This window comes from Streptomyces sp. NPDC042336 (assembly GCF_055581985.1).
The window spans coordinates 92,345-116,004 of the sequence record NZ_JBVJEA010000011.1; the positions used below are offsets into that span (position 1 = coordinate 92,345).

20 protein-coding genes are annotated in these 23,660 nt (G+C 72.2%); 15 read left to right on the top strand and 5 right to left on the bottom strand.

Translation table 11 applies throughout. The features are described from left to right. The first annotated feature begins 66 nt into the window (after window positions 1-66). The 11 genes from ACZ6IM_RS23725 (at window position 67) to ACZ6IM_RS23775 (ending at window position 9,113) form a co-directional block, all read left to right on the top strand. Window positions 67-1,524 (top strand): menaquinone biosynthesis decarboxylase, encoded by a 1,458-nt coding sequence (locus ACZ6IM_RS23725; RefSeq protein WP_052839403.1) that lies wholly within the window; start codon window positions 67-69, stop codon window positions 1,522-1,524. Next, complete coding sequence (gene mqnP, locus ACZ6IM_RS23730) at window positions 1,521-2,426, top strand: menaquinone biosynthesis prenyltransferase MqnP (protein WP_052839404.1); 906 nt, start codon at window positions 1,521-1,523, stop codon at window positions 2,424-2,426. The genes ACZ6IM_RS23725 and mqnP overlap by 4 nt, the downstream gene beginning before the upstream one ends. A gap of 55 nt (window positions 2,427-2,481) precedes the next feature. Next, entirely contained in the window at window positions 2,482-3,138 is a 657-nt protein-coding gene (locus tag ACZ6IM_RS23735; protein ID WP_469559132.1) for a UbiX family flavin prenyltransferase, read from the top strand. A gap of 67 nt (window positions 3,139-3,205) precedes the next feature. Beyond that, window positions 3,206-3,661 (top strand): Lrp/AsnC family transcriptional regulator, encoded by a 456-nt coding sequence (locus ACZ6IM_RS23740; RefSeq protein ID WP_030401669.1) that lies wholly within the window; start codon window positions 3,206-3,208, stop codon window positions 3,659-3,661. Window positions 3,662-3,726: 65 nt separating this feature from the next. Then, window positions 3,727-4,890, top strand: coding sequence for an aminofutalosine synthase MqnE (gene mqnE, locus ACZ6IM_RS23745; protein WP_052839406.1), 1,164 nt, complete (start codon window positions 3,727-3,729; stop codon window positions 4,888-4,890). A gap of 200 nt (window positions 4,891-5,090) precedes the next feature. Next, window positions 5,091-5,732 carry a UdgX family uracil-DNA binding protein gene (locus ACZ6IM_RS23750; protein ID WP_052839407.1) on the top strand — a complete coding sequence of 214 codons (642 nt, stop codon included), beginning with the start codon at window positions 5,091-5,093 and terminating at the stop codon, window positions 5,730-5,732. Between the two features lie 16 nt (window positions 5,733-5,748). Next, window positions 5,749-6,273 (top strand): GNAT family N-acetyltransferase, encoded by a 525-nt coding sequence (locus tag ACZ6IM_RS23755; RefSeq protein ID WP_052839408.1) that lies wholly within the window; start codon window positions 5,749-5,751, stop codon window positions 6,271-6,273. Window positions 6,274-6,356: 83 nt separating this feature from the next. Further along, a complete protein-coding gene (locus tag ACZ6IM_RS23760) occupies window positions 6,357-6,656 on the top strand; it encodes a DUF4229 domain-containing protein (RefSeq protein ID WP_052839409.1) in 300 nt (99 codons plus the stop codon). Between the two features lie 138 nt (window positions 6,657-6,794). Then, entirely contained in the window at window positions 6,795-6,896 is a 102-nt protein-coding gene (locus ACZ6IM_RS23765) for a putative leader peptide (RefSeq protein WP_309546884.1), read from the top strand. Window positions 6,897-6,968: 72 nt separating this feature from the next. After that, on the top strand, window positions 6,969-8,324 hold the full coding sequence (locus ACZ6IM_RS23770; protein WP_052839410.1) for a dicarboxylate/amino acid:cation symporter: 1,356 nt from the start codon (window positions 6,969-6,971) through the stop codon (window positions 8,322-8,324). A gap of 81 nt (window positions 8,325-8,405) precedes the next feature. Continuing rightward, complete coding sequence (locus ACZ6IM_RS23775) at window positions 8,406-9,113, top strand: TetR/AcrR family transcriptional regulator (protein ID WP_469558836.1); 708 nt, start codon at window positions 8,406-8,408, stop codon at window positions 9,111-9,113. Here ACZ6IM_RS23775 and ACZ6IM_RS23780 read toward each other — a convergent pair. Both ACZ6IM_RS23780 and ACZ6IM_RS23785 read right to left on the bottom strand, forming a co-directional pair. Continuing rightward, on the bottom strand, window positions 9,098-9,979 hold the full coding sequence (locus ACZ6IM_RS23780) for a MaoC family dehydratase (RefSeq protein ID WP_052839586.1): 882 nt from the start codon (window positions 9,977-9,979) through the stop codon (window positions 9,098-9,100). The genes ACZ6IM_RS23775 and ACZ6IM_RS23780 overlap by 16 nt on opposite strands. After that, window positions 9,979-11,271 (bottom strand): 3-oxoacyl-ACP reductase, encoded by a 1,293-nt coding sequence (locus ACZ6IM_RS23785; protein ID WP_052839412.1) that lies wholly within the window; start codon window positions 11,269-11,271, stop codon window positions 9,979-9,981. Before ACZ6IM_RS23785 ends, ACZ6IM_RS23780 begins: the two co-directional genes overlap by 1 nt. Before the next feature lie 150 nt (window positions 11,272-11,421). Here ACZ6IM_RS23785 and ACZ6IM_RS23790 point away from each other — a divergent pair, with 150 nt between their 5' ends. Both ACZ6IM_RS23790 and ACZ6IM_RS23795 read left to right on the top strand, forming a co-directional pair. Further along, window positions 11,422-12,708, top strand: a complete 1,287-nt coding sequence (locus ACZ6IM_RS23790) for an acetyl-CoA C-acetyltransferase (RefSeq protein WP_052839413.1) — start codon at window positions 11,422-11,424, stop codon at window positions 12,706-12,708. A gap of 222 nt (window positions 12,709-12,930) precedes the next feature. Next, window positions 12,931-14,859 carry an AMP-dependent synthetase/ligase gene (locus tag ACZ6IM_RS23795; protein ID WP_052839414.1) on the top strand — a complete coding sequence of 643 codons (1,929 nt, stop codon included), beginning with the start codon at window positions 12,931-12,933 and terminating at the stop codon, window positions 14,857-14,859. A gap of 18 nt (window positions 14,860-14,877) precedes the next feature. Here ACZ6IM_RS23795 and ACZ6IM_RS23800 read toward each other — a convergent pair whose 3' ends face one another. Together ACZ6IM_RS23800 and ACZ6IM_RS23805 are read right to left on the bottom strand one after the other, a co-directional pair. Beyond that, complete coding sequence (locus ACZ6IM_RS23800; protein WP_469558840.1) at window positions 14,878-15,549, bottom strand: class I SAM-dependent DNA methyltransferase; 672 nt, start codon at window positions 15,547-15,549, stop codon at window positions 14,878-14,880. 120 nt (window positions 15,550-15,669) lie between these two features. Further along, entirely contained in the window at window positions 15,670-15,873 is a 204-nt protein-coding gene (locus tag ACZ6IM_RS23805; RefSeq protein WP_003974443.1) for a cold-shock protein, read from the bottom strand. A gap of 292 nt (window positions 15,874-16,165) precedes the next feature. Between ACZ6IM_RS23805 and ACZ6IM_RS23810 the strand changes: the two genes are divergently transcribed. Both ACZ6IM_RS23810 and ACZ6IM_RS23815 read left to right on the top strand, forming a co-directional pair. Continuing rightward, a complete protein-coding gene (locus ACZ6IM_RS23810) occupies window positions 16,166-17,014 on the top strand; it encodes a menaquinone biosynthetic enzyme MqnA/MqnD family protein (protein WP_052839416.1) in 849 nt (282 codons plus the stop codon). Window positions 17,015-17,105: 91 nt separating this feature from the next. Next, entirely contained in the window at window positions 17,106-18,878 is a 1,773-nt protein-coding gene (locus tag ACZ6IM_RS23815; protein ID WP_469558843.1) for a serine/threonine-protein kinase, read from the top strand. Window positions 18,879-19,021: 143 nt separating this feature from the next. On the opposite strand, the gene ACZ6IM_RS23820 is transcribed toward ACZ6IM_RS23815, so the two are convergent. Further along, window positions 19,022-23,599: an FtsK/SpoIIIE domain-containing protein gene (locus ACZ6IM_RS23820; protein WP_469558846.1), complete on the bottom strand. Its 4,578-nt coding sequence runs from the start codon at window positions 23,597-23,599 to the stop codon at window positions 19,022-19,024. Window positions 23,600-23,660: the final 61 nt, after the last annotated feature.

Below are 23,660 nucleotides of genomic sequence, written 5' to 3' on the forward strand. Positions count from 1 at the left end.
GGGTTGGGGACGCGTCACGGCCCCCAGGTACAGGGCCAGGGTAGCCGCTCGGGGATACTGGACCGCATGGCTTACGACGATCTTCGCTCCCTGCTCAGGGCTCTGGAGCGCGAGGGCGACCTCAAGCGCATCAAGGCCGAGGTGGATCCCTACCTGGAGGTCGGGGAGATCGTCGACCGGGTGAACAAGGCGGGTGGCCCGGCGTTGCTCTTCGAGAACGTGAAGGGCTCCGACATGCCGCTGGCGATGAACGTCTTCGGCACCGACCGCCGCCTGCTCAAGGCCCTCGGCCTCAAGTCGTACTCCGAGATCTCGGACAAGATCGGCGGGCTGCTCCGGCCCGAGCTGCCCCAGGGCTTCGTCGGCATCCGCGAGGCCTTCGGGAAGCTCGGCACGATGACACACGTACCGCCGAAGAAGGTGAAGCCGGGCAGCGCGCCCGTGCAGGAGGTCGTCCTCACCGGCGACGACGTGGACCTGGAGCGGCTTCCCGCGCTGTTCACCTGGCCGGACGACGGCGGTTCCTTCTTCAACCTGGGCCTGACCCACACCAAGGACCCGGAGACGGGCGTCCGGAACCTGGGCCTGTACCGGCTCCAGCGCCACGACAAGCGCACCATCGGCATGCACTGGCAGATCCACAAGGACAGCCGCAACCACTACCAGGTCGCCGCCCGGCGCGGTGAGCGGCTGCCGGTCGCCATCGCCTTCGGCTGCCCGCCCGCCGTGACCTACGCCTCCACCGCCCCGCTCCCCGGCGACATCGACGAGTACCTCTTCGCCGGGTTCCTGCAGGGCAAGCGGATCGAGATGGTGGACTGCAAGACGGTCCCGCTCCAGGTCCCCGCGCAGGCCGAGGTGGTCGTCGAGGGCTGGCTGGAGCCGGGCGAGATGCTTCCCGAGGGCCCCTTCGGCGACCACACCGGCTTCTACACCCCGCAGGAGCCCTTCCCCGCCCTGAAGATCGACTGCGTGACGATGCGGAAGCGCCCGCTGCTCCAGTCGATCGTGGTCGGCCGCCCCCCGACGGAGGACGGTCCCCTCGGCCGCGCCACGGAGCGCTTCTTCCTCCCGCTCCTCAAGATCATCGTCCCGGACATCGTGGACTACCACCTCCCCGAGGCCGGGGGCTTCCACAACTGCGCGATCGTCTCGATCGACAAGAAGTACCCGAAGCACGCCCAGAAGGTCATGCACGCCATCTGGGGCGCGCACATGATGTCCCTGACCAAGCTGATCGTGGTCGTCGACTCCGACTGCGACGTCCACGACCTGCACGAGGTCGCCTGGCGGGCGCTCGGCAACACCGACTACGGCCGCGACCTCACCGTCGTCGAAGGCCCGGTCGACCACCTCGACCACGCCTCCTACCAGCAGTTCTGGGGCGGCAAGGCGGGCATCGACGCCACGAAGAAGCTGCCCGAGGAGGGGTACACGCGGGACGGGGGCTGGCCGGACATGGTGCTGTCCGACCCGGAGACGGCGGCGAAGGTCGACCGCCGCTGGAAGGAGTACGGACTGTGACATCGGCTTCCGCCGCCCTGCCGCAGCAGCCGGGGCGCACCAAGGCGTTCCTGCGCCTGGTGATGATCGAGCACTCGGTGTTCGCGCTGCCCTTCGCCTACATCGCCGCGCTGACCGCGATGTACCAGCGGGACGGGAACATCCACTGGGGCCGGCTGCTCCTGGTCACCGTCGCCATGGTGGGCCTGCGCACCTTCGCGATGGCGGTCAACCGGATCATCGACCGCGAGATCGACGCCCGCAACCCCCGCACCGCCCACCGCGAACTGGTCACCGGCGCCATGTCGGTCAAGCACGCCTGGACCGGCGCGCTGATCGCCCTGGTCGTCTTCCTCGGCGCGGCGGCCCTGCTCAACCCGCTCTGCCTGGCGCTGGCCCCGGTCGCGGTGATCCCGATGGTGGTCTACCCGTACGGCAAGCGGTTCACGAACTTCCCGCAGGCCATCCTCGGTCTCGCCCAGGCCATGGGCCCGGTCGGCGGCTGGCTGGCGATCAGCGGCGAGTGGTCCTGGGAGGCCGTGATCCTGGGCCTCGCGGTCGGCATCTGGATCGGCGGCTTCGACCTGATCTACGCCTGCCAGGACGTCGAGACCGACCGTCAGGTCGGCGTGAAGTCGGTCCCCGCCCGCTTCGGCGTGCCGGCCGCGATCCGGGGCGCCCGCGTCTGCCACACGATCACCACGGCCCTGTTCGCCTGGTACGCCGTCGCCACCGACGCCGGCGTCTTCTTCTGGCTCGGCCTGCTGATCGTCGCGGGCGCGTTCCTCTACGAGCACACCATCGTCCGCCCCACCGACCTGACCCGCCTCAACAGGGCGTTCTTCTCGGTCAACGGCTTCATCGGCATCGCCCTGTTCGTGTGCGCGCTGCTGGATCTGCTCGTACGGGGCCTCACGGTCTGAAAGCCCTGAGCCTGCGACTAGGCTCGGCATCATGAAGCCAGGACAGACGCAGCGCGTGCCTTGGATCGTGGGGGTGTCCGGGGCGTCCGGCACCCCGTACGCCGCCGCCGTGCTGCGTGCGCTGCTCGCCGCCGGCGAGAGCGTCGACCTGGTGGTCAGCCGGGCCTCGCGGCTCACCCTGCTCGACGAGACCGGCATCTCCTTCCGCGACGCCCACTGGCAGCAGGACCTGCGAGCGTGGCTGGCCCGCGGAGCCGACGGCAAGCCCGGCACCTTCGACGTGGATCTCGACGGGGACCAGGTGCGGCACTGGAGCGCGGGCGACCTCGCGGCCGGGCCGTCCTCGGGGTCGTACCCGACGAAGGGCATGCTGATCGTGCCCGCGTCGACGGCCTGCGTGGCCGGTGTCGCCCTCGGGCTGTCGAAGGACCTGCTCCAGCGCACCGCGAGCGTGACCCTCAAGGAGCGCCGCACACTGGTCGTGGCCGTACGGGAGACCCCGCTGGACGGCCGGACGCTGCGGCACCTGGTGACGCTGGACGACGCCGGCGCGAGCGTGGTGCCCGCCTCCCCGGCCTTCTACGCGGGCGCGACGCACATCCAGGACCTGGTGGACTTCGTCGCCGGGCGCGTCCTCGACGCGGCGGGCGTCGGGCACGACCTCTACCGCCGCTGGCGCGGCGACCTCGGCGGGGCCCGCCCCACCACCTGAGCATCACCTCCCCCCACACGGTTGTTACCCACATCTTCAGAATTCTTCAGTGGAAGGCTTCGATCGCATGGACGCGGTGGACAGGCAGCTCATCCAGGCCCTGAGGGAGAACGGCCGGGCCTCCTACGCGGAGCTGGGGCGCCTGGTCGGGCTCTCCGGCCCCAGCGTCACCGACCGCATCAACCGGCTGGAGGCGGCCGGGGTCATCACCGGCTACCGGGCCACCGTGGACGCCGCCTCGCTGGGCCTCGGCGTCACCGCCCTGATCGGCGTCTCGCTCTCCGACGCCGCCGACCACGAGGACGTGGCCCAGCGCCTCAAGGAGCTGCGGGAGATCGAGGACTGCTGGTTCATCGCCGGCGACGACTCCTACATGCTCAAGGTGCGCGCCGCCGACGTGGACGGCCTGGAGAGCATCATCCGGCGGCTGTCGGGCACCAAGGGCGTGTCCCGCACCCGTACCACCATCGTTCTCTCCACCAAGTGGGAGAACCGGGTGGGTGAGCTGCCCGAAGAGGTCTAGCTTCTGCAACCGGCCGCCGGGCCGGGGCGTACGGTTGACGAGTTCGTCTCAGAAAGAGGTATCGCATGGACGCCGGGCTCAAGCGCGAGCTGGAGCAGAAGGTCCGCTCCGGTGAGCGGCTGACCCGCGAGGACGGCATCGCGCTGTACGAGTCGGACGATCTCGCCTGGCTCGGCGGCCTCGCGCACGAGGTGCGGACGCGGAAGAACGGCGACGTCGTCCACTTCAACGTCAACCGCCACCTCAACATGACCAACGTGTGCACCGCCTCCTGCGCGTACTGCTCCTTCCAGCGCAAGCCGGGGGAGAAGGACGCGTACACGATGCGCATCGAGGAGGCGGTGAAGCTCGCCAAGGCGATGGAGGGCGAGAACCTCACCGAGCTGCACATCGTCAACGGCCTGCACCCCAACCTGCCGTGGCGTTACTACCCGCGCTCGCTGCGCGAACTGAAGGCCGCGCTGCCGGACGTGTCGCTCAAGGCGTTCACGGCCACCGAGATCCACCACTTCGAGACCATCTCCGGGATGTCCGCCTCCGACATCCTGGACGAGCTGATCGACGCCGGTCTGGAGTCCCTCACCGGCGGCGGCGCGGAGATCTTCGACTGGGAGGTGCGGCAGCACATCGTCGACCACCGCACCCACTGGGAGGACTGGTCCCGCATCCACCGCCTGGCCCACGAGAAGGGCCTGAAGACCCCGTGCACCATGCTCTACGGCCACATCGAGGAGCCCCGCCACCGCGTGGACCACGTGCTGCGCCTGCGTGAGCTGCAGGACGAGACGGGCGGCTTCCAGGTCTTCATCCCGCTGCGCTACCAGCACGACTTCGTGGACATGAAGGACGGGAAGATCCGCAACCGGCTCCAGGCGCGGACGCAGATGGCGACCGGTGCGGAGGCGCTGAAGACGTTCGCGGTGTCGCGGCTCCTCTTCGACAACGTCCCGCACGTCAAGGTCTTCTGGGTCATGCACGGCGTCCAGACCGCCCAGCTGGCCCTCCAGCACGGGGCGGACGACATGGACGGCTCGGTCGTCGAGTACAAGATCACGCACGACGCGGACGACTTCGGCACGCCGAACAAGCTGACGCGCGAGGACCTGCTGGACCTGATCCGCGACGCCGGGTTCCGCCCGGTCGAGCGGAACACGCGGTACGAGATCCTCCGGGAGTACGAGGGCCCCGACCCGGCGCGCCGGGAGTCGCCGCAGCCGATGCGGGTCTGACACGGGGCGGTTCGGTTGTCCGCCGGGTGCGGGCCGGGCTGGTCGCGCAGTTCCCCGCGCCCCTCAGGGCAGGCACTCACGCCGCCTGAACGGGCGCCGGGGACTGTCCTGACCCAGGGGCGCGGGGTACCGCGCGAGCAACCACACACCCAGCCGCACCCGGCACGGGTCCGCAGGACAACGGCGGGTACCCGCACCGCATGGCCGGTACCGAGGACGCTTACTCTGCCGAACCCTTCGTTCCGAGGCGCGGCGGCCTGCCCGCCCTGCGCGAGGCGGCAGCCGGCTGCCGGGGCTGCCCCCTGCACCGGGACGCCACCCAGACCGTCTTCGGCGCCGGCAAGGCGACCGCCCGGGTCATGCTCGTCGGCGAGCAGCCCGGCGACCAGGAGGACCGGCAGGGCAGACCGTTCGTCGGCCCCGCCGGGCACCTCCTCGACCGGGCGCTGGCGGAAGCCGGCCTGGACCCGGCGGACGCGTACGTGACGAACGCCGTCAAGCACTTCAAATTCACCCGGGCCGAGCCCCGCAAGCGCCGCATCCACAAGGCGCCCACCCTGCGCGAGACGACCGCCTGCGGCCCCTGGCTGGCCGCCGAGCTGGACCGGGTGGAGCCCGAGCTGATCGTGGTGCTGGGCGCCACGGCGGGCAAGGCGCTGCTCGGCTCGTCGTTCCGGGTCACGCAGGTGCGCGGCACGCTGCTGGAGGAGGAGATCCACGGGCGTCCGGAACGGCTGGTGCCGACCGTGCACCCGTCGGCGGTGCTGCGGGCCGACGACCGGGAGGGGGCCTACCGGGGACTGGTCTCGGACCTGAAAGTCGCCGCACGGGCCCTGGGGTAATGGCTAGTATGGCGGTGTGTCCCTTACTTTCACTTTCGAACCGGCCGTCACCCCCGACCTCCGCGACGGCGTCCTCGACCTGTGGACCGACGTCTCCAACGCCGGCGGCTCCGTGGGCTTCGTGCCGCCGGTGACGCGGGAGGACATCCGCCCCGAGCTGGTCAAGCACATGACGGGCATGGCCGAAGGGCGTACCCGTCTGCTCGTCGGACACGACGAGGAGGGGCGGGTGGCCGCCACCGCGTTCCTCGCCCTCAACACCCACCGGCTGATGCGGCACTGGCTGTGGCTCTACACGGTCATGGTCCACCCGCGCCACCAGGGCCGGGGTTACGGCCGGGACCTGATGGCCGCCGCCGCCGACGCCGCCCGTAGCTGCGAAGGCATCGAGGCGATACGGCTCACCTGCCGGGGCGGCCTCGGCCTGGAGCGGTTCTACGAGTCCTGCGGCTACAAGGAGGTCGGCCGGGTCCCCGGCGCCATCCGGGTCGCCCCCGGCGACGACCGGGACGACGTCTTCATGCTGCTGCCCCTGGGCTGACGCGACCCCCGTGCAAGATCGGCAGCCCGGCATGTTTCACTGGACAGTGCCTCTTTGTGCCAGAAACGGAAGAGTGGATTGAGATGCTCCGCTACACGCTGATGCGCCTCGGGATCTTCGCAGGCTGCCTCGTGGTCGTCTGGGGGCTCGTCTACGCCGGAGTGTTCCCGCGCGGCCTCGGCGATTCCAACGGCATGTGGATCCTCCTGCTCTCCCTGCTGATCTCCGCCCCCATCAGCTACGTCGCGCTGCGCAAGGAGCGGGACCGGGCCTCGGTCCAGGTCGCGGGCCGGGTGACCCGCATGAAGGCCAACCTGGAGGCCAACCGCGGCCAGGAGGACAGCGCCGACGACACGGCGCGGGCACAGGGCCAGACCTCGTAACGTCCGTCACGCACGCACGCCCCGGCTTCCGAATTCACCGGAAACCGGGGCGCTTTGCGTTTTGCGGGCAGTAGTGCACTCCTGCCTCTCAAAGCATGGCTTTGAGTGTCTCAAAGCATGGGTGTTAAAGTCGTGTGCATGAAGCAAGCAGCCGCGCCCACCACACCGCAGCGCCTCGCGCTCGTGGCGCGCCTGCACGTGGACCTCTGCCGGTGCGCGTCCGCGAACTGTCGCCCCTGACGTTCCCCCCTCGCCAGTCGTCCCCACGTCAGCTCAGCGCGTCCCATCCCGCGTCCCGTCCCCCTACGGAGCATGTCCGTGTCTTCACCTTCCTCACCGTCTCCGGCGACGAAGACCTCGTCGCCGTCCTTCACGAAGTACCTCAAGGTGCCCTTCTGGGCCCAGATACTCGGCGGTCTCGTCCTCGGCGTCCTGCTGGGCTGGCTGGCCCGCAGCCAGGACATATCGTGGCTGGTCACCACCCTGGAGAAGGTCGGTGACACCTTCATCGGCCTGCTGAAGCTGGCCGTCGCACCGCTGGTCTTCTTCGCGATCCTGGTCTCGATCACCAACCTGCGGAAGGTGAACAACGCGGCCCGCCTGGCGACCCGCACCCTCCTCTGGTTCATGATCACGTCGCTGATCGCGGTGGCCATCGGCCTCGTCATCGGCCTGGTCACCAACCCCGGTTCCGGCACCGGCCTCACCCCCGCCGACGGCGCCAAGCCCGAGCACACCGGTTCCTGGATCGACTTCCTGACCGGCATCGTGCCGACCGACGTCATCACGCCGTTCACCGAGCTGAACGTCCTGCAGATCGTCTTCATGGCCGCCGTCGCCGGCATCGCCGCCCTCCAGCTCGGCGAGAAGGCCCAGCCGATCCTGAACCTGAGCGAGTCCGTCCTCGAACTCCTCCAGAAGGCCCTGTGGTGGGTCATCCGCCTCGCCCCGCTCGGCACCGTCGGCCTCATCGGCAAGGCCATCGCGACCTACGGCTGGGACCTCATCGGCAAGTACGCCACCTTCACCGCCGACATCTACGTCGGCTGCGCCCTCGTGATGTTCGTCGTCTACCCGACGCTGCTCGCCACCGTCGCCAAGGCCAGCCCGCTCCAGTTCTTCAAGGGCGCCTGGCCCGCCATCCAGCTGGCCTTCGTCTCCCGCTCCTCGGTCGGCACCATGCCGCTGACCCAGAAGGTCACCGAGCGCCTCGGCGTCCCGAAGGAGTACGCCTCCTTCGCCGTGCCGTTCGGCGCGACGACCAAGATGGACGGCTGCGCCGCGATCTACCCGGCGATCGCCGCGATCTTCGTCGCGCAGATCTTCGACATCCAGCTCGGCGTCGGCGACTACCTGCTGATCGCCTTCGTCTCGGTGGTCGGCTCCGCCGCCACGGCCGGCCTCACCGGTGCCACGGTCATGCTCACCCTGACCCTGTCCACCCTGGGCCTGCCCATGGAGGGCGTCGGCCTCCTCCTCGCCATCGACCCGATCCTGGACATGATGCGGACGGCGACCAACGTCGCGGGCCAGGCCCTCGTCCCGGTCATCGTCTCGGCCCGCGAGGGGCTGCTCGACCGCAAGGCGTACGACGAGGCGCACGCCTCGCCGATCGACGAGCCGGAGCGGCAGAAGCAGGACGCGGAGCCCGTTCCGGTCGCCGCCTGACCGCCGGTGTTCGCCCGGTTCCGGACGCCGGCACCGCGCTGACGTCCTGATCACCGCCGCACGGACCGTACGCTGATTCGCATGGGTGCTGGGAAGACCAAGCGGATGCCGCGTGCGGTCCGTGAGCAGCAGATGCTGGACGCCGCCGTGAGCGTCTTCGGCAGGCGCGGGTACATGGCGGCGTCGATGGACGAGATCGCCGAACTGGCGGGCGTGTCCAAGCCGCTGGTGTACCTGTACCTGAACTCGAAGGACGACCTCTTCAGCGCCTGCATCAGCCGCGAGGCCCGCGCCCTCACCGAGGCGGTGCGGGCCGGTGTGCGTCCGGGGCTGTCCGCCGACGGACAACTCTGGTCGGGGCTGCGGGCGTTCTTCACCCACACCGCGCGGCACCCGGACGCCTGGCGGGTCCTGCACCTGCACGCCCGTACGCACGGGGAGCGGTTCGCGGCCGAGGTGGCGGCGATGCGCGAGGAGATCGTCGCGTTCGTGACGCAGCTGATCGCCGCCGCGGCGCGTGACGCGCACCGGGACCCGCATCTGCCCGAGGGCGAGGTCGCCGGGCTGGCCGAGGCGTTGGTCGGCGCCGCGGAGTCGCTCGCCGACTGGGCGGGCGCCACCGAGGGCGTCACCGCGAAGCAGGCGGCGGCGACCCTGATGAACTTCGCCTGGGCGGGCCTGGGCGACCTGATGACGGGGCGGCCGTGGAGCCCGCCGGAGGAGCCCGAGCCGGGACCGGAGCCGGTACCGGTGCAGGTTCCCGCGCCGGTGGCTCAGGCGGCGGGGTAGGGCCCGGCCTCGCCGGACAGGTGCAGCCGGCCGTCGCGGGCGCCGCGCAGTTCGAACCGCCCGTCCTCGGCCCCGTACGTCACCGTTCCCGGCAGCAGCACCGGTGCCCGGAACCGAGCCCACACCACGGCCGCGTCCGGCGTCCCGTGCTCGGCCAGGCACCGGGCCACGGTCCACATGCCGTGTGCGATGGCCCGCGGAAAGCCGAACAGGCGGGCGGTGAGCGGGTGCAGGTGGATCGGGTTGCGGTCGCCGGACGCGGCGCCGTAGCGGCGTCCGACGTCACCGGCCAGCCGCCATTCGGCGCGGGCGGGGAGGAGCTCCCGGTCTCCCGAGGGGGTCTCCTCTGCGGTGGGCCGGGCGGTGGTGCGGTGCCGGGCCAGATAGGTGCTGCGGGACTCCCACACGACGTCGGCACCGGCGCGCAGCTCCGTGACCACCGACGCCTCGGTGCCGCGCCGGTGCGGGGCCAGCCCCTCGACGTGCACGGCGAGTTCGTACGCGCCGGTCGCGGGCACGGCGGCCCGCCGGGTGATGCCGATGGAGGTGTGGACGAGCCCGAGCAGGGGCAGCGGGAAGTCCCGGGCGCTCATCAGGCGCATGGCCAGCGGGAAGCCCAGCACGTGCGGATACGTCACCGGAAGCGCGTCCGCGCCGGTCGCGAACCCGCACACCCGCTCGTACGCCGCCAGCCGTGCGAGGTCGACGCGCAGGCCGGGCAGCACCAGCCGGGTGCGGGGGAAGTCCGCGTCCGGACGGGGGCGCCTGAGGGGCGACAGCAGCGCGCCGCGGGCGAGGAGCGGGGCGAGGGCGGGGACGCCGCTCAGCGTGATGGTGGCGGGGGTGGCGGGGCTCGTGGCGGTCATCACGCCCCCAGCAGGCTCTGGCCGCAGACCCGTACGACCTGGCCGTTGACGGCGCCGGAGGCCGGGTGCGCGAGCCAGGCGGTCGTCTCGGCGACGTCCACCGGCAGCCCGCCCTGGGCGAGGGAGTTCATACGGCGTCCGGCCTCGCGGATGAAGAGCGGGACGGCCGCGGTCATCTTCGTCTCGATGAAGCCCGGCGCCACCGCGTTCACCGTCACCCCGTGCCCGGCGAGCGCGCGGGGCGCCAGCGAGCGGACCAGGCCGACGATCCCCGCCTTGCTCGCGCCGTAGTTGGTCTGGCCCGCGTTGCCGGCAAGCCCGGCGATGGAGGCCGTGGCCACGATCCTGCCGCCCCGGTTGACGGCGCCCGCCGCGAGCAGCGCGTCCGTGGTGCGCAGGACGCTCGCGAGATTGACGTCGAGGACGGAACTCCAGCGTTCGGCGGGCATGTTGACCAGGCGCCGGTCGCGGGTGACGCCCGCGTTGTGGATCAGGATGTCCAGCCCGCCGGGCAGCGCGGCGGCGATGCGCTCGCCCGCGTCCGCCGCCGTGATGTCCAGCGCGAGGGAAGTGCCGCCGAGGCGTTCGGCGGCCCGGCGTGCGGCCTCCTCGGCCTGCGGTACGTCGAGGACGACGACCTGGGCGCCCTGTCCGGCCAGCGTCTCGGCGACCGCCGCGCCGATGCCCCGCGCGGCGCCGGTGACCAGGGCGGTGCGCCCGGCGAGGGGGAGGGTCCAGTCGTCGGGCGCGGTGTCCTCGCCCGACGGCCCGACCTCGATCACCTGGCCGCTGACGTAGGCGGAGGCGGGGGAGAGGAGGAAGCGGAGGGTGGACTCGGCGGGCGCCGCGTCGGTGAGCCGTACGAGGTTGACGGTCCTGCCCCGCCCGATCTCCTTGCCGAGCGAGCGCGTGAAGCCCTCCAACGCCTGCTGGGCGGCGGCTTGGTGGTGGTCGGCCGGGTCGAGCGGGGCGCCGAGCACCACCACGCGGCCGCTCGCGGCGACGGACCTCACCACGGGGTGCAGCGCGGCGTGCACCTCGGCGAGCGCGTCGACGTCCCGTACGCCGGTGGCGTCCAGGACGACTGCGGCGGGCCGGCCGTCCCCGTCCCGGGCCAGGCCCGTGCGGGCCAGGACGGGCGCGAGGCCGAGGTCGGACCTGCCGGCCGTGAGGTGCAGAAGGCCGCCGTCGAACGCGTCCCGCCGCAGTGCCGCGGGCTGGGGCAGCCCCAGCCTTCGGGTGAGGAAACGGCCGGGTGCGGTGCCGGTGAAGCTGAGATAGCGGTCGGCCATGTCCTGTCTCCCCAACGGCTGCGACGGTCCAGAGGTCTTCCCGAGGGCCTGCGGACCCGGGCTTGCGGAACCAGGCCCTGCCCACAATTGCTTACTCTGGAGTAAGGTTACCGGAGGTAAGCCTATGTCACGGGTGAGGAGCAGGTCGAGATGAGCCCTCTGGCACCGCAGCCAACGCGCCGCGTCGCGGTCCTCGGCGGCGCCCGCGTCCCCTTCGCCCGCTCCGACGGGCCGTACGCCACCGCCTCCAACCAGGAGATGCTCACCGCCGCCCTGAACGGCCTGGTCGAGCGGCACGGCCTCCAGGGACCCGGCGCCGTCGGCGAGTTCGTGGCCGGCGCGGTCCTCAAGCACAGCCGGGACTTCAACCTCGCCCGCGAGACGGTCCTCGGCTCGGCCCTCGACCCGCGCACCCCCGCCTACGACATCCAGCAGGCCTGCGGCACCGGACTCCAGGCCGTGATCGCCGCCGCCAACAAGATCGCCCTCGGCCAGACCGAGTCGGCGATCGCGGGCGGCGCCGACACCGCCAGCGACGCACCGCTCGGCGTCAACGACCGGCTGCGCCGCATCCTCCTCGAGGCCCGCCGGGCGAAGTCCACCGGCGGCCGGCTGAAAGCCCTGGCCAAGATCCGCCCGGGGCACCTGGTCCCCGACATCCCGCGCAACGCCGAGCCGCGCACCGGCCTGTCGATGGGCGAGCACGCTGCGGTCACCGCACGCCGGTGGGGCATCACCCGGGAGGAGCAGGACGCGCTGGCCGCCGCGAGCCACCAGCGGCTGGCGGCGGCGTACGAACGCGGCCTCTTCCAGGACCTGGTGATCCCCTTCCGCGGCCTGGCCCGCGACCAGAACCTGCGCCCCGGCTCGACGGTGGAGAAACTGGCCGCGCTCAAGCCGGTGTTCGGGCTCGACGCCCCCGGCCCCACCATGACGGCGGGCAACTCCACACCCCTGACGGACGGCGCCGCGACGGTGCTCCTGGCGAGCGAGGAGTGGGCCGAGGCCCGGGGCGTCGAACCCCTCGCGTACCTCACGGCGTACGAGACGGCGGCCGTGGACTTCGTCGGCGGCGACGTGGCCGGTGGCGAGGACGGGCTGCTGATGGCGCCCGCCCACGCGGTCCCGCGGATGCTGGAGCGGGCCGGGCTCGGGACCGCGGACTTCGACCTCGTCGAGATCCACGAGGCGTTCGCCTCCCAGGTGCTGGCCACGCTGGCCGCCTGGGAGAAGCGCGGCCTGGCCCCGGTGGACCGGGCCCGCCTGAACGTGGCGGGCTCCTCCCTCGCCACCGGCCATCCCTTCGCCGCGACCGGCGCCCGGATCGTGGCGACGCTGGCCACCCTGCTCGCCGAGCGGGAAGGCCCAGGGCGCGGCCTGATCTCCGTGTGCGCGGCGGGGGGCCAGGGCGTCACGGCCATACTGGAACGAACGTGACTTACCCTCAGGTAACCCTCAACACTGCACACGCCCGGCGCGGGACCGTCCCCGAACGCGCACCAACTCCTCACGCGGGCCCCGTACGATCCCGTCACTGACCGCCGGTAACCCATGTCCGCGGACCGGCGATGAACGCCTCGGCGCGCGAGGCACGTACGTCATGCAGCAGAGCAGCGACAGCAGAAGCAGTGTCTTTGCTGCACGTCCCAGGAGCCGCCCGTGTCCACCCCGCTTCCGTCCTTCGCCGCATCCGCCGCCTACGCCGACTCGCCCGGCCCCACCCTGGTGGCGCCCGAGACGCGGATGCTGGACGGGGCCGTGCGGGAGGCGTACGTCCCCCCGTTCGCGCCGCCGGTGCGCCGCGGCTCCCTCGCCGATCTCCCCTTCGACAACGCGGCCGCGGTCCCGGGCCAGGTCGTCCTCAGCCGCAGGTCGTCGGAGGGCGACTGGAGCGACGTCACGGCGGCCGGGTTCGCCGGGCAGGTGCTGGCGGTGGCCAAGGGCATGATCGCCGAGGGGATGATGCCGGGCGACCGCATCGCGATCATGGCGCGGACGACGTACGAGTGGACGCTGCTGGACTTCGCCGCCTGGGCGGCCGGTCTGGTCACCGTCCCCGTCTACCCGACCTCCTCCCTCTTCCAGACCCGCTGGATCCTCCAGGACTCCGGCGCCGTCACTCTGGTCACCGAGACCACCGCGCAGGCCGCCGCCCTCGGCCCGGAGCTGGACCGCATACCGGACCTCAAGCACCTGTGGGTCATGGAGAAGGGCCATGTGGAGCGGCTGGCGGAGCTGGGCGCGCGGGTGCCCGACGCGGAGGTGGAGGTGCGCCGCGGCATGCTCGGCCCGAGCACGCTGGCCACCCTCATCTACACCTCCGGCACCACCGGCCGCCCCAAGGGCTGCGTGCTCACCCACGGCAACTTCTTCGCCGAGGTCGACAACGCGATCGAGCTGCTCTACCCCGTCTTCAAGGCGGAGACCGGCGAGGAGCCCTCGATCCTGCTCTTCCTGCCGATGTCCCACGTCTTCGGCCGGATGGTCGCCGTGGCCTGCGTCCGCGCCCGGGTCCGCCTCGGCCACGCGCCGAGCCTGAAGCCCGAGGACCTGCTCCCCGACCTGGCGGCCTTCCGCCCCACCTGCCTGCTGACCATCCCGTACATGCTGGAGAAGGTCTTCAACAGCGCCCGCGCCAAGGCCGAGTCCGGCGGCCGGGCCTCGGCCTTCGACCGCGCGGTCTCGGTGGCGGTGCGCTACGGGGAGGCCAGGGAGGCCCGCCAGACCGGCTCGGGCGGCGGCCCCGGCCGCGGCCTGAAGACCGCCCGCTCCTTCTACGACCCGCTCGTCTACCGGAAGATCCGCAACGCCATGGGCGGCCGGGTCAAGTACGCCATCTGCGGCGGCTCCCCCCTCGGCCGCCGCCTGGCCGCCTTCTACGCCGGTGCCGGCATCGAGATCTTCGAGGGCTACGGCCTCACCGAGACCACCGCCGCGGCCACCGTCACGCCGCCGCTCAAGCCGCGCCTGGGCACGGTCGGCTGGCCGCTGCCCGGCACCCGCATCCGCATCGCCGCCGACGGCGAGATCCTGGTCGCCGGCGAGCAGGTCCTGCACGGCTACTGGGACCCGCAGGCCGGGGGCGTCGTCCAGGCCGCCCCCGACGGCTGGTTCGCCACCGGAGACATCGGCAGCCTGGACGACGAGGGCTATCTGACCATCACCGGCCGCAAGAAGGAGCTGCTGATCACCGCGGGCGGCAAGAGCGTCGCCCCGGCGCCGCTGGAGAACTGGCTGCGCTCCCACCCCCTGATCTCCCAGTGCATCGTCCTGGGCGACCGCCGCCCCTACGTCTCCGCCCTGTTCACCCTCGACCCCGACGGCGTCACCCACTGGCGCCGGATGAACGGCAAGCACCCCGTGCCGCCGGAGCTGCTGACCGACGACGAGGAGGTCCACGCGGTGCTCCAGCGCGCGGTCGACGAGGCCAACAAGCTGGTCTCCCGTCCGGAGTCCATCCGCCGCTTCGCCGTCCTGCCGAGGGACTTCACCGAGTGGGAGGGCCACCTGACCCCCTCCATGAAGCTCCGGCGCGAGGTGATCATGCGGGACTTCGCGGGGGCGGTGGAGGCCCTTTACGAGGGGTAGGGCCCGCCCGGCGGGTGCTCAGCGGCGGGTGATCAGGCAGGCCTGCGGTACCTGGGCGACGGTGGTCTCCTCGGTGATCCGCACCGTCCGGGACAGCACGGTGAACCCGGCCTGCTCCAGCAGCTCCGCCATCGGTTCCGGCCGCCGCCGTTCGAAGTCCAGGGCCACCGGGTGCCCCCACGGGCGGTCGTGGTGGCGGGGCTCGTCACCGACCTGGAAGCCCAGCAGCAGGTGCCCGCCCGGGGCCAGTACGCGCCGCACCTCCCCGAAGAGGTCCGGCAGCCGCTCCCAGGGCGTGTGGATCGACGAGTACCAGGAGACCGCCCCCGCGAGGGCGCCGTCCGGCAGGTCGAGGTCAAGCATGGACCCCTGCTCGAACCGCAGCCCCGGGTTCTCGCGGCGCGCGATCGCGAGCATCGAGGAGGACAGGTCGAGGCCGAAGACCCGCAGGCCCAGCGTGGCCAGGTGCGCGGTGACCAGGCCGGGCCCGCAGCCGAGGTCGGCCACCTGCCCCTGCGGTCCCACCAGCTCGGCGAAGGCGCCCATCAGCGCCCGGTCCAGTGGGGCGTCGTCGAGCACGGTGCGGAAACGGACGTGGTAGTCCTCGGCGACGGCGTCGTAGAAGGCCCTGGTGGTGGCCACGAAGGCGGGGTCGGTGCGGGTGTCGTCGGTACGCGGCGCGTCAGTCATGGCGGGACCCTAGTGGCAGCCACCGACAGCCGGGCCGGACGGGATGTGCGCGGAGGTTTCTCGAAAGGCAGGAGCCCCGTCGCCGAAACCGGCGCGGGGCTCCTTGGGTACTGCTGTCAATCAGACAGGAGTGACATTCTCCGCCTGCGGACCCTTGGGGCCCTGCGTGACGTCGAAGGACACCTGCTGGTTCTCCTCGAGGGAACGGAATCCCTGAGCGTTGATCGCGGAGTAGTGGACGAAGACGTCCGGGCCGCCGCCTTCCTGGGCGATGAAACCAAAGCCCTTTTCGGCGTTGAACCACTTCACGGTTCCGGTAGCCATAAGCCCTCCTTGGGCCCAAAGGGTTGCCCTGCTCCAGAACCAGCAAGTGTGAAGACTTTGAATGCCGCACAACTGCATACGTCTGAGAACGACGAGAGCCCGCGGTCACATGCTCCGCAGGCTCTGTACTGCAAGGGAAACCAAACTGCAACTTGCTGTGAGCCTAGCACGCAGGCCCCCGAGCGCAACAGAGGTCAAGATCACTTCACCCGGACGTTTGAACACCTGCGCCGTTCGGCTGACGCCGGGGGTCGGCGACGGGCGGACCCCGGAGGAGGGCTAGCCTCGCGATGTGGACAATTCTCGCACCCGGCCGCGCGTCGGCCACATCCAGTTCCTGAACTGCCTGCCCCTGTACTGGGGGCTCGCGAGAACAGGCACGCTCCTCGACTTCGAGCTGACGAAGGACACCCCGGAGAAGCTCAGCGAGCAGTTGGTGCGCGGCGATCTCGACATCGGTCCCGTCACCCTGGTCGAATTCCTCAAGAACGCCGACGACCTCGTCGCCTTCCCCGACATCGCCGTCGGCTGCGACGGCCCCGTGATGTCGTGCGTGATCGTCTCCCAGGTCCCGCTGGACCGCCTGGACGGCGCCCGGGTCGCCCTCGGGTCGACCTCGCGCACCTCCGTACGCCTCGCCCAGCTCCTCCTGGCGGAACGCTTCGGCGTCCAGCCGGACTACTACACCTGCCCGCCGGACCTGAGCCTGATGATGCAGGAGGCCGACGCGGCCGTCCTGATCGGGGACGCGGCCCTGCGCGCCAACATGATCGACGGCCCGCGCTACGGCCTCGACGTGCACGACCTGGGCGCCCTGTGGAAGGAGTGGACGGGCCTGCCGTTCGTCTTCGCGGTCTGGGCGGCCCGGCGCGACTACGCGGAGCGCGAGCCGGTCATCACCCGCAAGGTGCACGAGGCATTCCTCGCCTCCCGCAACCTCTCCCTGGAGGAGGTGGAGAAGGTCGCCGAGCAGGCCGCCCGCTGGGAGGCCTTCGACGAGGAGACCCTCGCGAAGTACTTCACCACCCTGGACTTCCGCTTCGGCGCCCCGCAGCTGGAGGCGGTCACCGAGTTCGCCCGCCGGGTCGGACCGACCACCGGCTTCCCGGCGGACGTGAAGGTGGAGCTGCTGCGGCCCTGATCCGCAGCCGGGCCCCTCGCCCCTGGGGCCTTCCGCGGGCGGCCCACTACCCTGCTGGCAGGTACCGGCGTACGGGGGAGGGGTGGACGCCATGCGGCCGCTCGAAGTCGACGAACCCACCGTGGTGGGCCCCTACCGGCTGCTCGGCCGGCTGGGCTCCGGCGGCATGGGCCGGGTCTACCTGGGCCGCAGCGCCGGGGGCCGCACGGTCGCGGTGAAGATCGTGCACCCGCACTTCGCGCTGGACGAGGAGTTCCGGGCCCGGTTCCGGCGCGAGGTGGCCGCCGCGCGCCGGGTCGGCGGCGCCTGGACCGCGCCCGTCCTGGACGCGGACCCCGAGGCGCGCGTGCCGTGGGTCGCCACGGCGTACACGGCCGGTCCGTCCCTGACGGCGGCCGTGGCCGACGGCGGCCCGCTGCCCGTCCACTCGGTACGGGCGCTGGGAGCGGGCCTCGGCGAGGCGCTGGCCGCGGTGCACGAGCTGGGCCTCGTCCACCGTGACGTGAAGCCGTCCAACGTCCTCCTCACCCTCGACGGCCCCCTCCTGATCGACTTCGGCATCGCCCGCGCCACGGACGGCACCGCCTCCCTGACCTCGACGGGCGTGTCCATCGGCTCGCCCGGCTACATGTCCCCCGAGCAGATCCTCGGCAAGGCCGTGACCGGCGCGGCGGACGTCTTCTCACTGGGCGCCGTGCTGGCGTACGCGACGACGGGGCTGCCGCCCTTCCCCGGGGACTCCTCGGCCGCGCTGCTCTACAAGGTCGTCCACGAGGAGCCGCGGCTCGACGGCCTGGACGCTGGGCTGCGCGAGCTGGTCGCCTCCTGCCTCGCCAAGGACCCTGCCGCCCGTCCGGCCCCCGGCGAGGTGGCCCGGCGCCTGGCTCCCGAGGGCGCGGCCCGCCTGGTGACCGGGGGCTGGCTGCCGGGGGCGCTGGTGGAGCGGGTCAGCCGGAGCGCCGTACAGCTGCTGAACCTGGAGGCGGCGGAGCCGGGGCCGGGGGCGTCCGCGGGGGAGGCGTCGGGACCGGTGGGATTCAGTCGGCCGTCCGTCACGGCGGGCGGGGCGGGTGCCTCGCCGGGGCCGGAGGGTGGGGCGGCGCCCGCGGCCTCCGGTGTCTTCGGCCCGCCGCCGGTGATGCCGGTGCCTACGGCGCCTTCGTCGTCGCCGCCGTCACCGCCGCCGTATCCCTCCTCCTCGTCCTCGTCCCCCTCTTCGTCCGTCCCCGGTCCGCGGGACTCCGAGCAGCCGGGCGGCGATGCGGACGCCGGGCCGGGCGCCGGGCACCCGTCCGGCAGGCTCGCGCTCTCCGTCGCGGCGACCTCGACGCAGGGCGCCCAGGGGCGCGGCCGGCGGATCAGCTGCACCGTGGCGCTGGCGGTGGCGGGAGCGCTGGCGGCGGTGACGGTGGGGTCGGTGTTCGTCCTGGACCTGCTGCCGGGCTCGGGCAACGACGCGAACAACGCCGGAGGCAGCGACGCCTCCCACGAACCCCCCGCCGCCACCCCCGGCGGGCTGCCCGCACGCTACTTCGGCACCTGGGAGGGGCAGGCCGCCGCCCTGGACGGCAAGCTGCCGCTGGGCACCTTCCGGATCACCATCAAGCAGGCGCGGGCCGGCCAGGAGCTGGGCAGGCTCCGCCAGACCGACGCACTGGGCGGCGTCTGCGTCGACGTGATCACCCTCAAGAAGGTGACGGAGAAGCAGATCGTCGCCGGGTCCGTCGGCGCCGAGGGCAACCACGACGGCTGCAACCCCGCGCCCACCACCGTCACCTTCACCCCGGTCGGCGACGACCTGGACTACGCGTCGAGGAGCGAGGAGTCGGGACGGCCGAAGGCGCGGCTGTCGAAGACCGGGTAGCGAGAGGTCGGGACGGCCGAAGGCGCGGCTGTCGAAGACCGGGTAGCGAGAGGTCGGGACGGCCGAAGGCGCGGCTGTCGAAGACCGGGTAGCGGGGGCGGCAGGAGGCGAGGAACGCGGCGGGGACCCCGCCTCCCACCGGCTCAGCCCGGTACCACGACCGTGCGCAGCTCCCCGTCGCCGAGGTGCAGCATGCCCTTGCCCGGCGTGACCTGGCCGCCGACCATCTGGCGCGAGACGCGCAGCCCGATGAGGTCGCCGCTGGAGGACTCCTGCGGGGAGAGCAGGATGCCGCGGCGGGCCTTCTTGGCGTCGACCTGCCAGCCGGAGAAGCCGCTGCACACGTCCTCCTCGTCACCGGCGATGACGAGGGCCAGGCCGCGTTCGGCACCCCGGGAGACGATCTTCTTCATCTGGCTCTCGGCGTCGCAGTCCTCAAGGATCTCGCCGTCGTCGACGAGGACGGCGATGGGCTCCTCCGGGCTCGCCCCGTCGATCAGCTCCTCGAACTCGTCCTCGTCGATGTCGTCCCCGGTGAAGACCTTCAGCACGCCCTCCGTGCCCTCCAGTTGACGCACCGGCGACTGGCGGGGCGCCGCCACCACCAGGCGGGTGCCCTGGGCGAGGAGTGACTGGGCGACGTTCATCAGCACCGTGGAGCGGCCCGACTTGGCCGGTCCCGCGATGACGAAGGACGGCACGCCGTCGGCGAGGTCGGGGCCGAAGCCGACGATCTCGTCGCCGCCGATGCCGATCAGCGCCCACAGCTTGGAGCGGGACGCCTCCGGGTCGCGCATCTCCCAGGCCTCGGGGAAGGAGATCCGGCTGGGCAGGCTGTCGACGCGGAACGGGCGCCGGGCGCGCGGCACGTCGGCGTCGCGCGCGGCGGCGGCCTCGCCGATCGCGGAGATCGCCGCCGCCTGGCCCTGGCCGGTGGTGTCCTCGGAGAGCAGGGCGAACTGCGTCTCCGTTCCGGACTCGTTGCGGAAGGCGCGGCCCGGCGGGATCTCCTCCGGGACCTTGCGGGTCGGGATGCCGAGCGAGGCGAAGTCGCTGCGGTCGGCCAGGCGCAGGCCGTACTTGTCCTCCGTGAGGGTCGCGATACGGCCCACGAGCAGCGTGCGGTCACCGGTCAGGACCAGGTGGATGCCGACGCTGGCGCCCTCGCGCATCATCGTCTGCAACTCGTCGGTCAGCGACCCGTGGTCGACCTCGCCGAGGGTGGGCACCCAGCCCTCCCAGCGGTCCAGGAGCACGACGATGTGCGGCAGCCGCTCGTCCTCCGCCACCGAGGCACGCTGTTCGCCGATGTCCGCGAACCCGGCGTCGGCCAGCAGGTCCTGACGGCGCGACAGCTGGCCCTTGAGCCGGTTGACCAGCCGTACCACCCGCTCGGTCTGGTTGCGGCCCACGACCGCGCCGCAGTGCGGCAGCCGGGTCAGGGCGTTGAGGGCACCGTTGCCGCAGTCGATGCCGTACAGGTGGACGTCGGCGGTGGAGTGGGTGCGGGCCAGCGACCCCGCGATGGTGCGCAGCACCTGGGAGCGGCCGCTGCGCGGCGCACCGCCGATCATCAGGTGCCCGAAGCTCGCGAAGTCCACGACGACCGGGCGGCGGGCCTGGTCGGACGGCAGGTCCTCGATGCCGTACGGGGCAGGCGGCAGCTTGCCCGGTACGGCGCCGGCGAGCGCCGGGACCTCGATCTCGTCCAGCAGCAGCTTCTCGTCCAGCGCCGGCAGCCAGGGGCTGTGCTGGGCGGGGATGCCCATCGACCGGTTGGCCTCGCGCACCGCGTCCACCAGCACCTTGAGGTCGGTGATCTCGTCGTCCTCGCGGGACTCGGTCTTCGGCTTGGTCAGCGCCGCCCGGCCCAGGTCCTCCCAGCCCAGCGGCCCGACCCAGGGCGCGAGCGCGGCGGGGTCGGCGGCGCCGGGCCGACGGCCACCCACGCGCCCCGACTGGAAGGGGACCAGGGAGGAGTGGCCGAGGCGCACGTAGGCGCGGCCCGGGGTGTTCTTGGAGATGTGCCCGGCCTCCGGCGAGTCGATGACGTCCGACGACTCGCCGCCGTCGGTCACGCGCAGCGCGATCCGGAGGTTGGTGTTGGCGCGGATCTCGGGGGAGACCACACCGCTGGGCCGCTGGGTGGCGAGCAGCAGGTGGATGCCGAGCGAACGCCCTCGCTGGGCGATGTTGACGAGCCCGGTCACGAAGTCGGGCAGGTCCCGCACCATGGAGGCGAACTCGTCGATGACGATGAGCAGCCGGGGCACCGGAGCGTGCGAGGGGTCGCGCCTGACGAGGTCCTGGTAGTCCTCGATGTCCTTGGCGTCGGCGGCGGCGAGGATGTGCTCGCGCCGCTTCAGCTCGGCGCCCAGGGACTCCAGCGCCCGCTCGACCAGGTGCGCGTCGAGGTCGGTCACCATGCCGACGGTGTGCGGCAGCTTCACGCAGTCCTTGAACGCGGAGCCGCCCTTGTAGTCGACGAGCACGAAGGTCATGTTCTCGGGCGTGTTCGCGACGGCGAGGGCCGCCACGATGGTCTGCAGCAGCTCCGACTTGCCGGAACCGGTGGTACCGGCGATGAGGCCGTGCGGGCCGTCCTTGCGCATGTCGATGCCGAACGGTCCGTCGTACGACTCGCCGATGACGGCCATCGTCGACTGGCCGCCCATTCGCCACCGCGCGCCGATCGCGTCGGCCGTCGGCGGTTCCAGCTGGAGCACGTCCAGCAGCCGGCTGGCGCCGGGCAGCGCGGAGTCCTCGGTCTCGCCGCTGATGTCGCGCAGCGCGGACAACGACCGCGCCAGCCGCAGGCACCAGGCGGGCGTGACGAAGTCGGGCCGTACGTCGGTGATCCGCTCGACCCCCGCCTCCTCGACCCGCAGCCGCAGCTTCTCGGTACGGGCCCGCTGCTCGGGCTCGGCGGGGGAGTCGGTGTGCCACGCCTGGAAGGACGGAAAGCCCCCCGGGACCTGCCGAGCGGGCTGCGGCTGCTCGTCCCGCCCCTGCCGCCCGCTCTCCTCGGCCTTGGGCTCGGCGACGACGAACGCCTGGCACTCGCCCGGCAGGAACCGCTCCTCGGAGTCGAGGCAGACGGCGAACATGGACACGGCCGGCCCCTCGCGCAACAGCCGTACGACTCCGGGCAGCGACCGCAGCCGCCGCGAACCGTCCCACACGACCACGATGTCCGGGTCGGCGAAGCTGGTCCCCTGCGCGCCGCCGCCCTTCTGTTCGGCGGCCTTCTTGCGGGCGTCGAGGATCTGCGTCAGCTCGCCGATGCGGGCGCCGACGGTCTCGGCGTCGGTGCCGATGAGGACGTTGACGTCCTGACCGCCGGCGGGCCGCGCGTGCGGCAGCCAGCGCACCCAGTCCCAGTCACTCTGCGCGGAGTTCTCGCTCAGTACGTAGAACTGCACGTCCATCGGACTGTGCAGCGCGGCGGTCTGCGCGACGGCCCACCGCCCCAGCGACCGCGCCGAGTCCCCGGGCCCCGCGATGCCGACGACCCCGAGGCCGCGCAGCGACAGCGCGACGGGCGCGTCCTCGATCTTCCAGGTGACCTGGCGCCGGTGGTCGTCCTGCTCCGGGTCGTCGAGCACCACCTCGGAGGGCAGCCGCCCGGTCCCCACCCGCAGCAGCAGGTGATCACGGTCGGTACGCCGCCGCTCCCACAGCCGCGTCCGCGGGCCGGTCCCGATGGACAGGACGACCGCCGGGTCGGGAATGGCCTGCCGCCGGTCGTCCCGCTCGGCGACCAGCGCGTCCTGCGCGTCCTTCTCGATCCGGGCCTTCTGCTCCTCGTACTCCTTGACCTGCTTGGCATGGGACTTGCGCCCGTGCTTCTTGTCGTTGAAGTAGTTGGCGAACAGCAGGATCGGGCTGAGCCCCGCCATGATCAGGTAGTACCAGCGCCCGAACACCGCCACGGCGACCACCGCGCCGACGAGCGGCGTCAACGCCATCAGCCAGGGCAGCGGCCGGGCCTCGTACTCGCGCGGCGGCGAGGGCAGCCGGAAGGTGGTCTGCCGCTCGGCCGGACGCAGCCGCGGCGGCCGGTTGTAGTCCAGTCCCACACCGTCCTCGGACCACTTGAGCGCGGCGTTGGGCGGCGCGTACCGGGCCAGCTCGACCAGCGAGTTGCCGACCGCTATCTGCCCCCCGAGCGGCCAGTCGTCCCCGTCCCGGTCCTTGACGGGCTCCCCGTCGAGGGTGACGCCCTCCTTGTCCCCGTGCACGGCGACCTTGCAGGTCCCGTCGGTGGCGACGGAGAGGGTGAGGGCACGGGCGTCGACCTCGGGGTCCTCGATGCGGACGTACGCGGCGGGACCGCTGCCGATGTCGTACTTCCCCACCCCGAGCCGGTGCACGAACCCGGCCCCCGGCCCGCCGACGACCCGCAACTCCACCAGCCCGGTGGGCTCCCCGGGCAGACACCCGGACGGATCCTGCAGACTGACGACCGCGCCCTCGCGCAACGGCGACCCGACGACCGTGGCGGACGGATCGACGGCGTACCCGTCGACGTAGACGAGCGGCGCCCCGCCGGCACCCGCCTGGCCTTGGTGCCCGATCGGAATGACCTGCGCGCCCGCGACCCCGACCTGCTTGGCCAGTTCCTCGGCGATGTCTCCGACGGTGGACTCGGGATCCGCGTCGAGCACGACGTCGGCGGAGCCCCCGCCGTACGGATCGACGACGGTCAGAGTCAGTCGCACGCTTGTCCTCCCCAGGCGAGCCCCTGCGGCCGCTTCCACACCACGGCGCACGGTCCAGGCG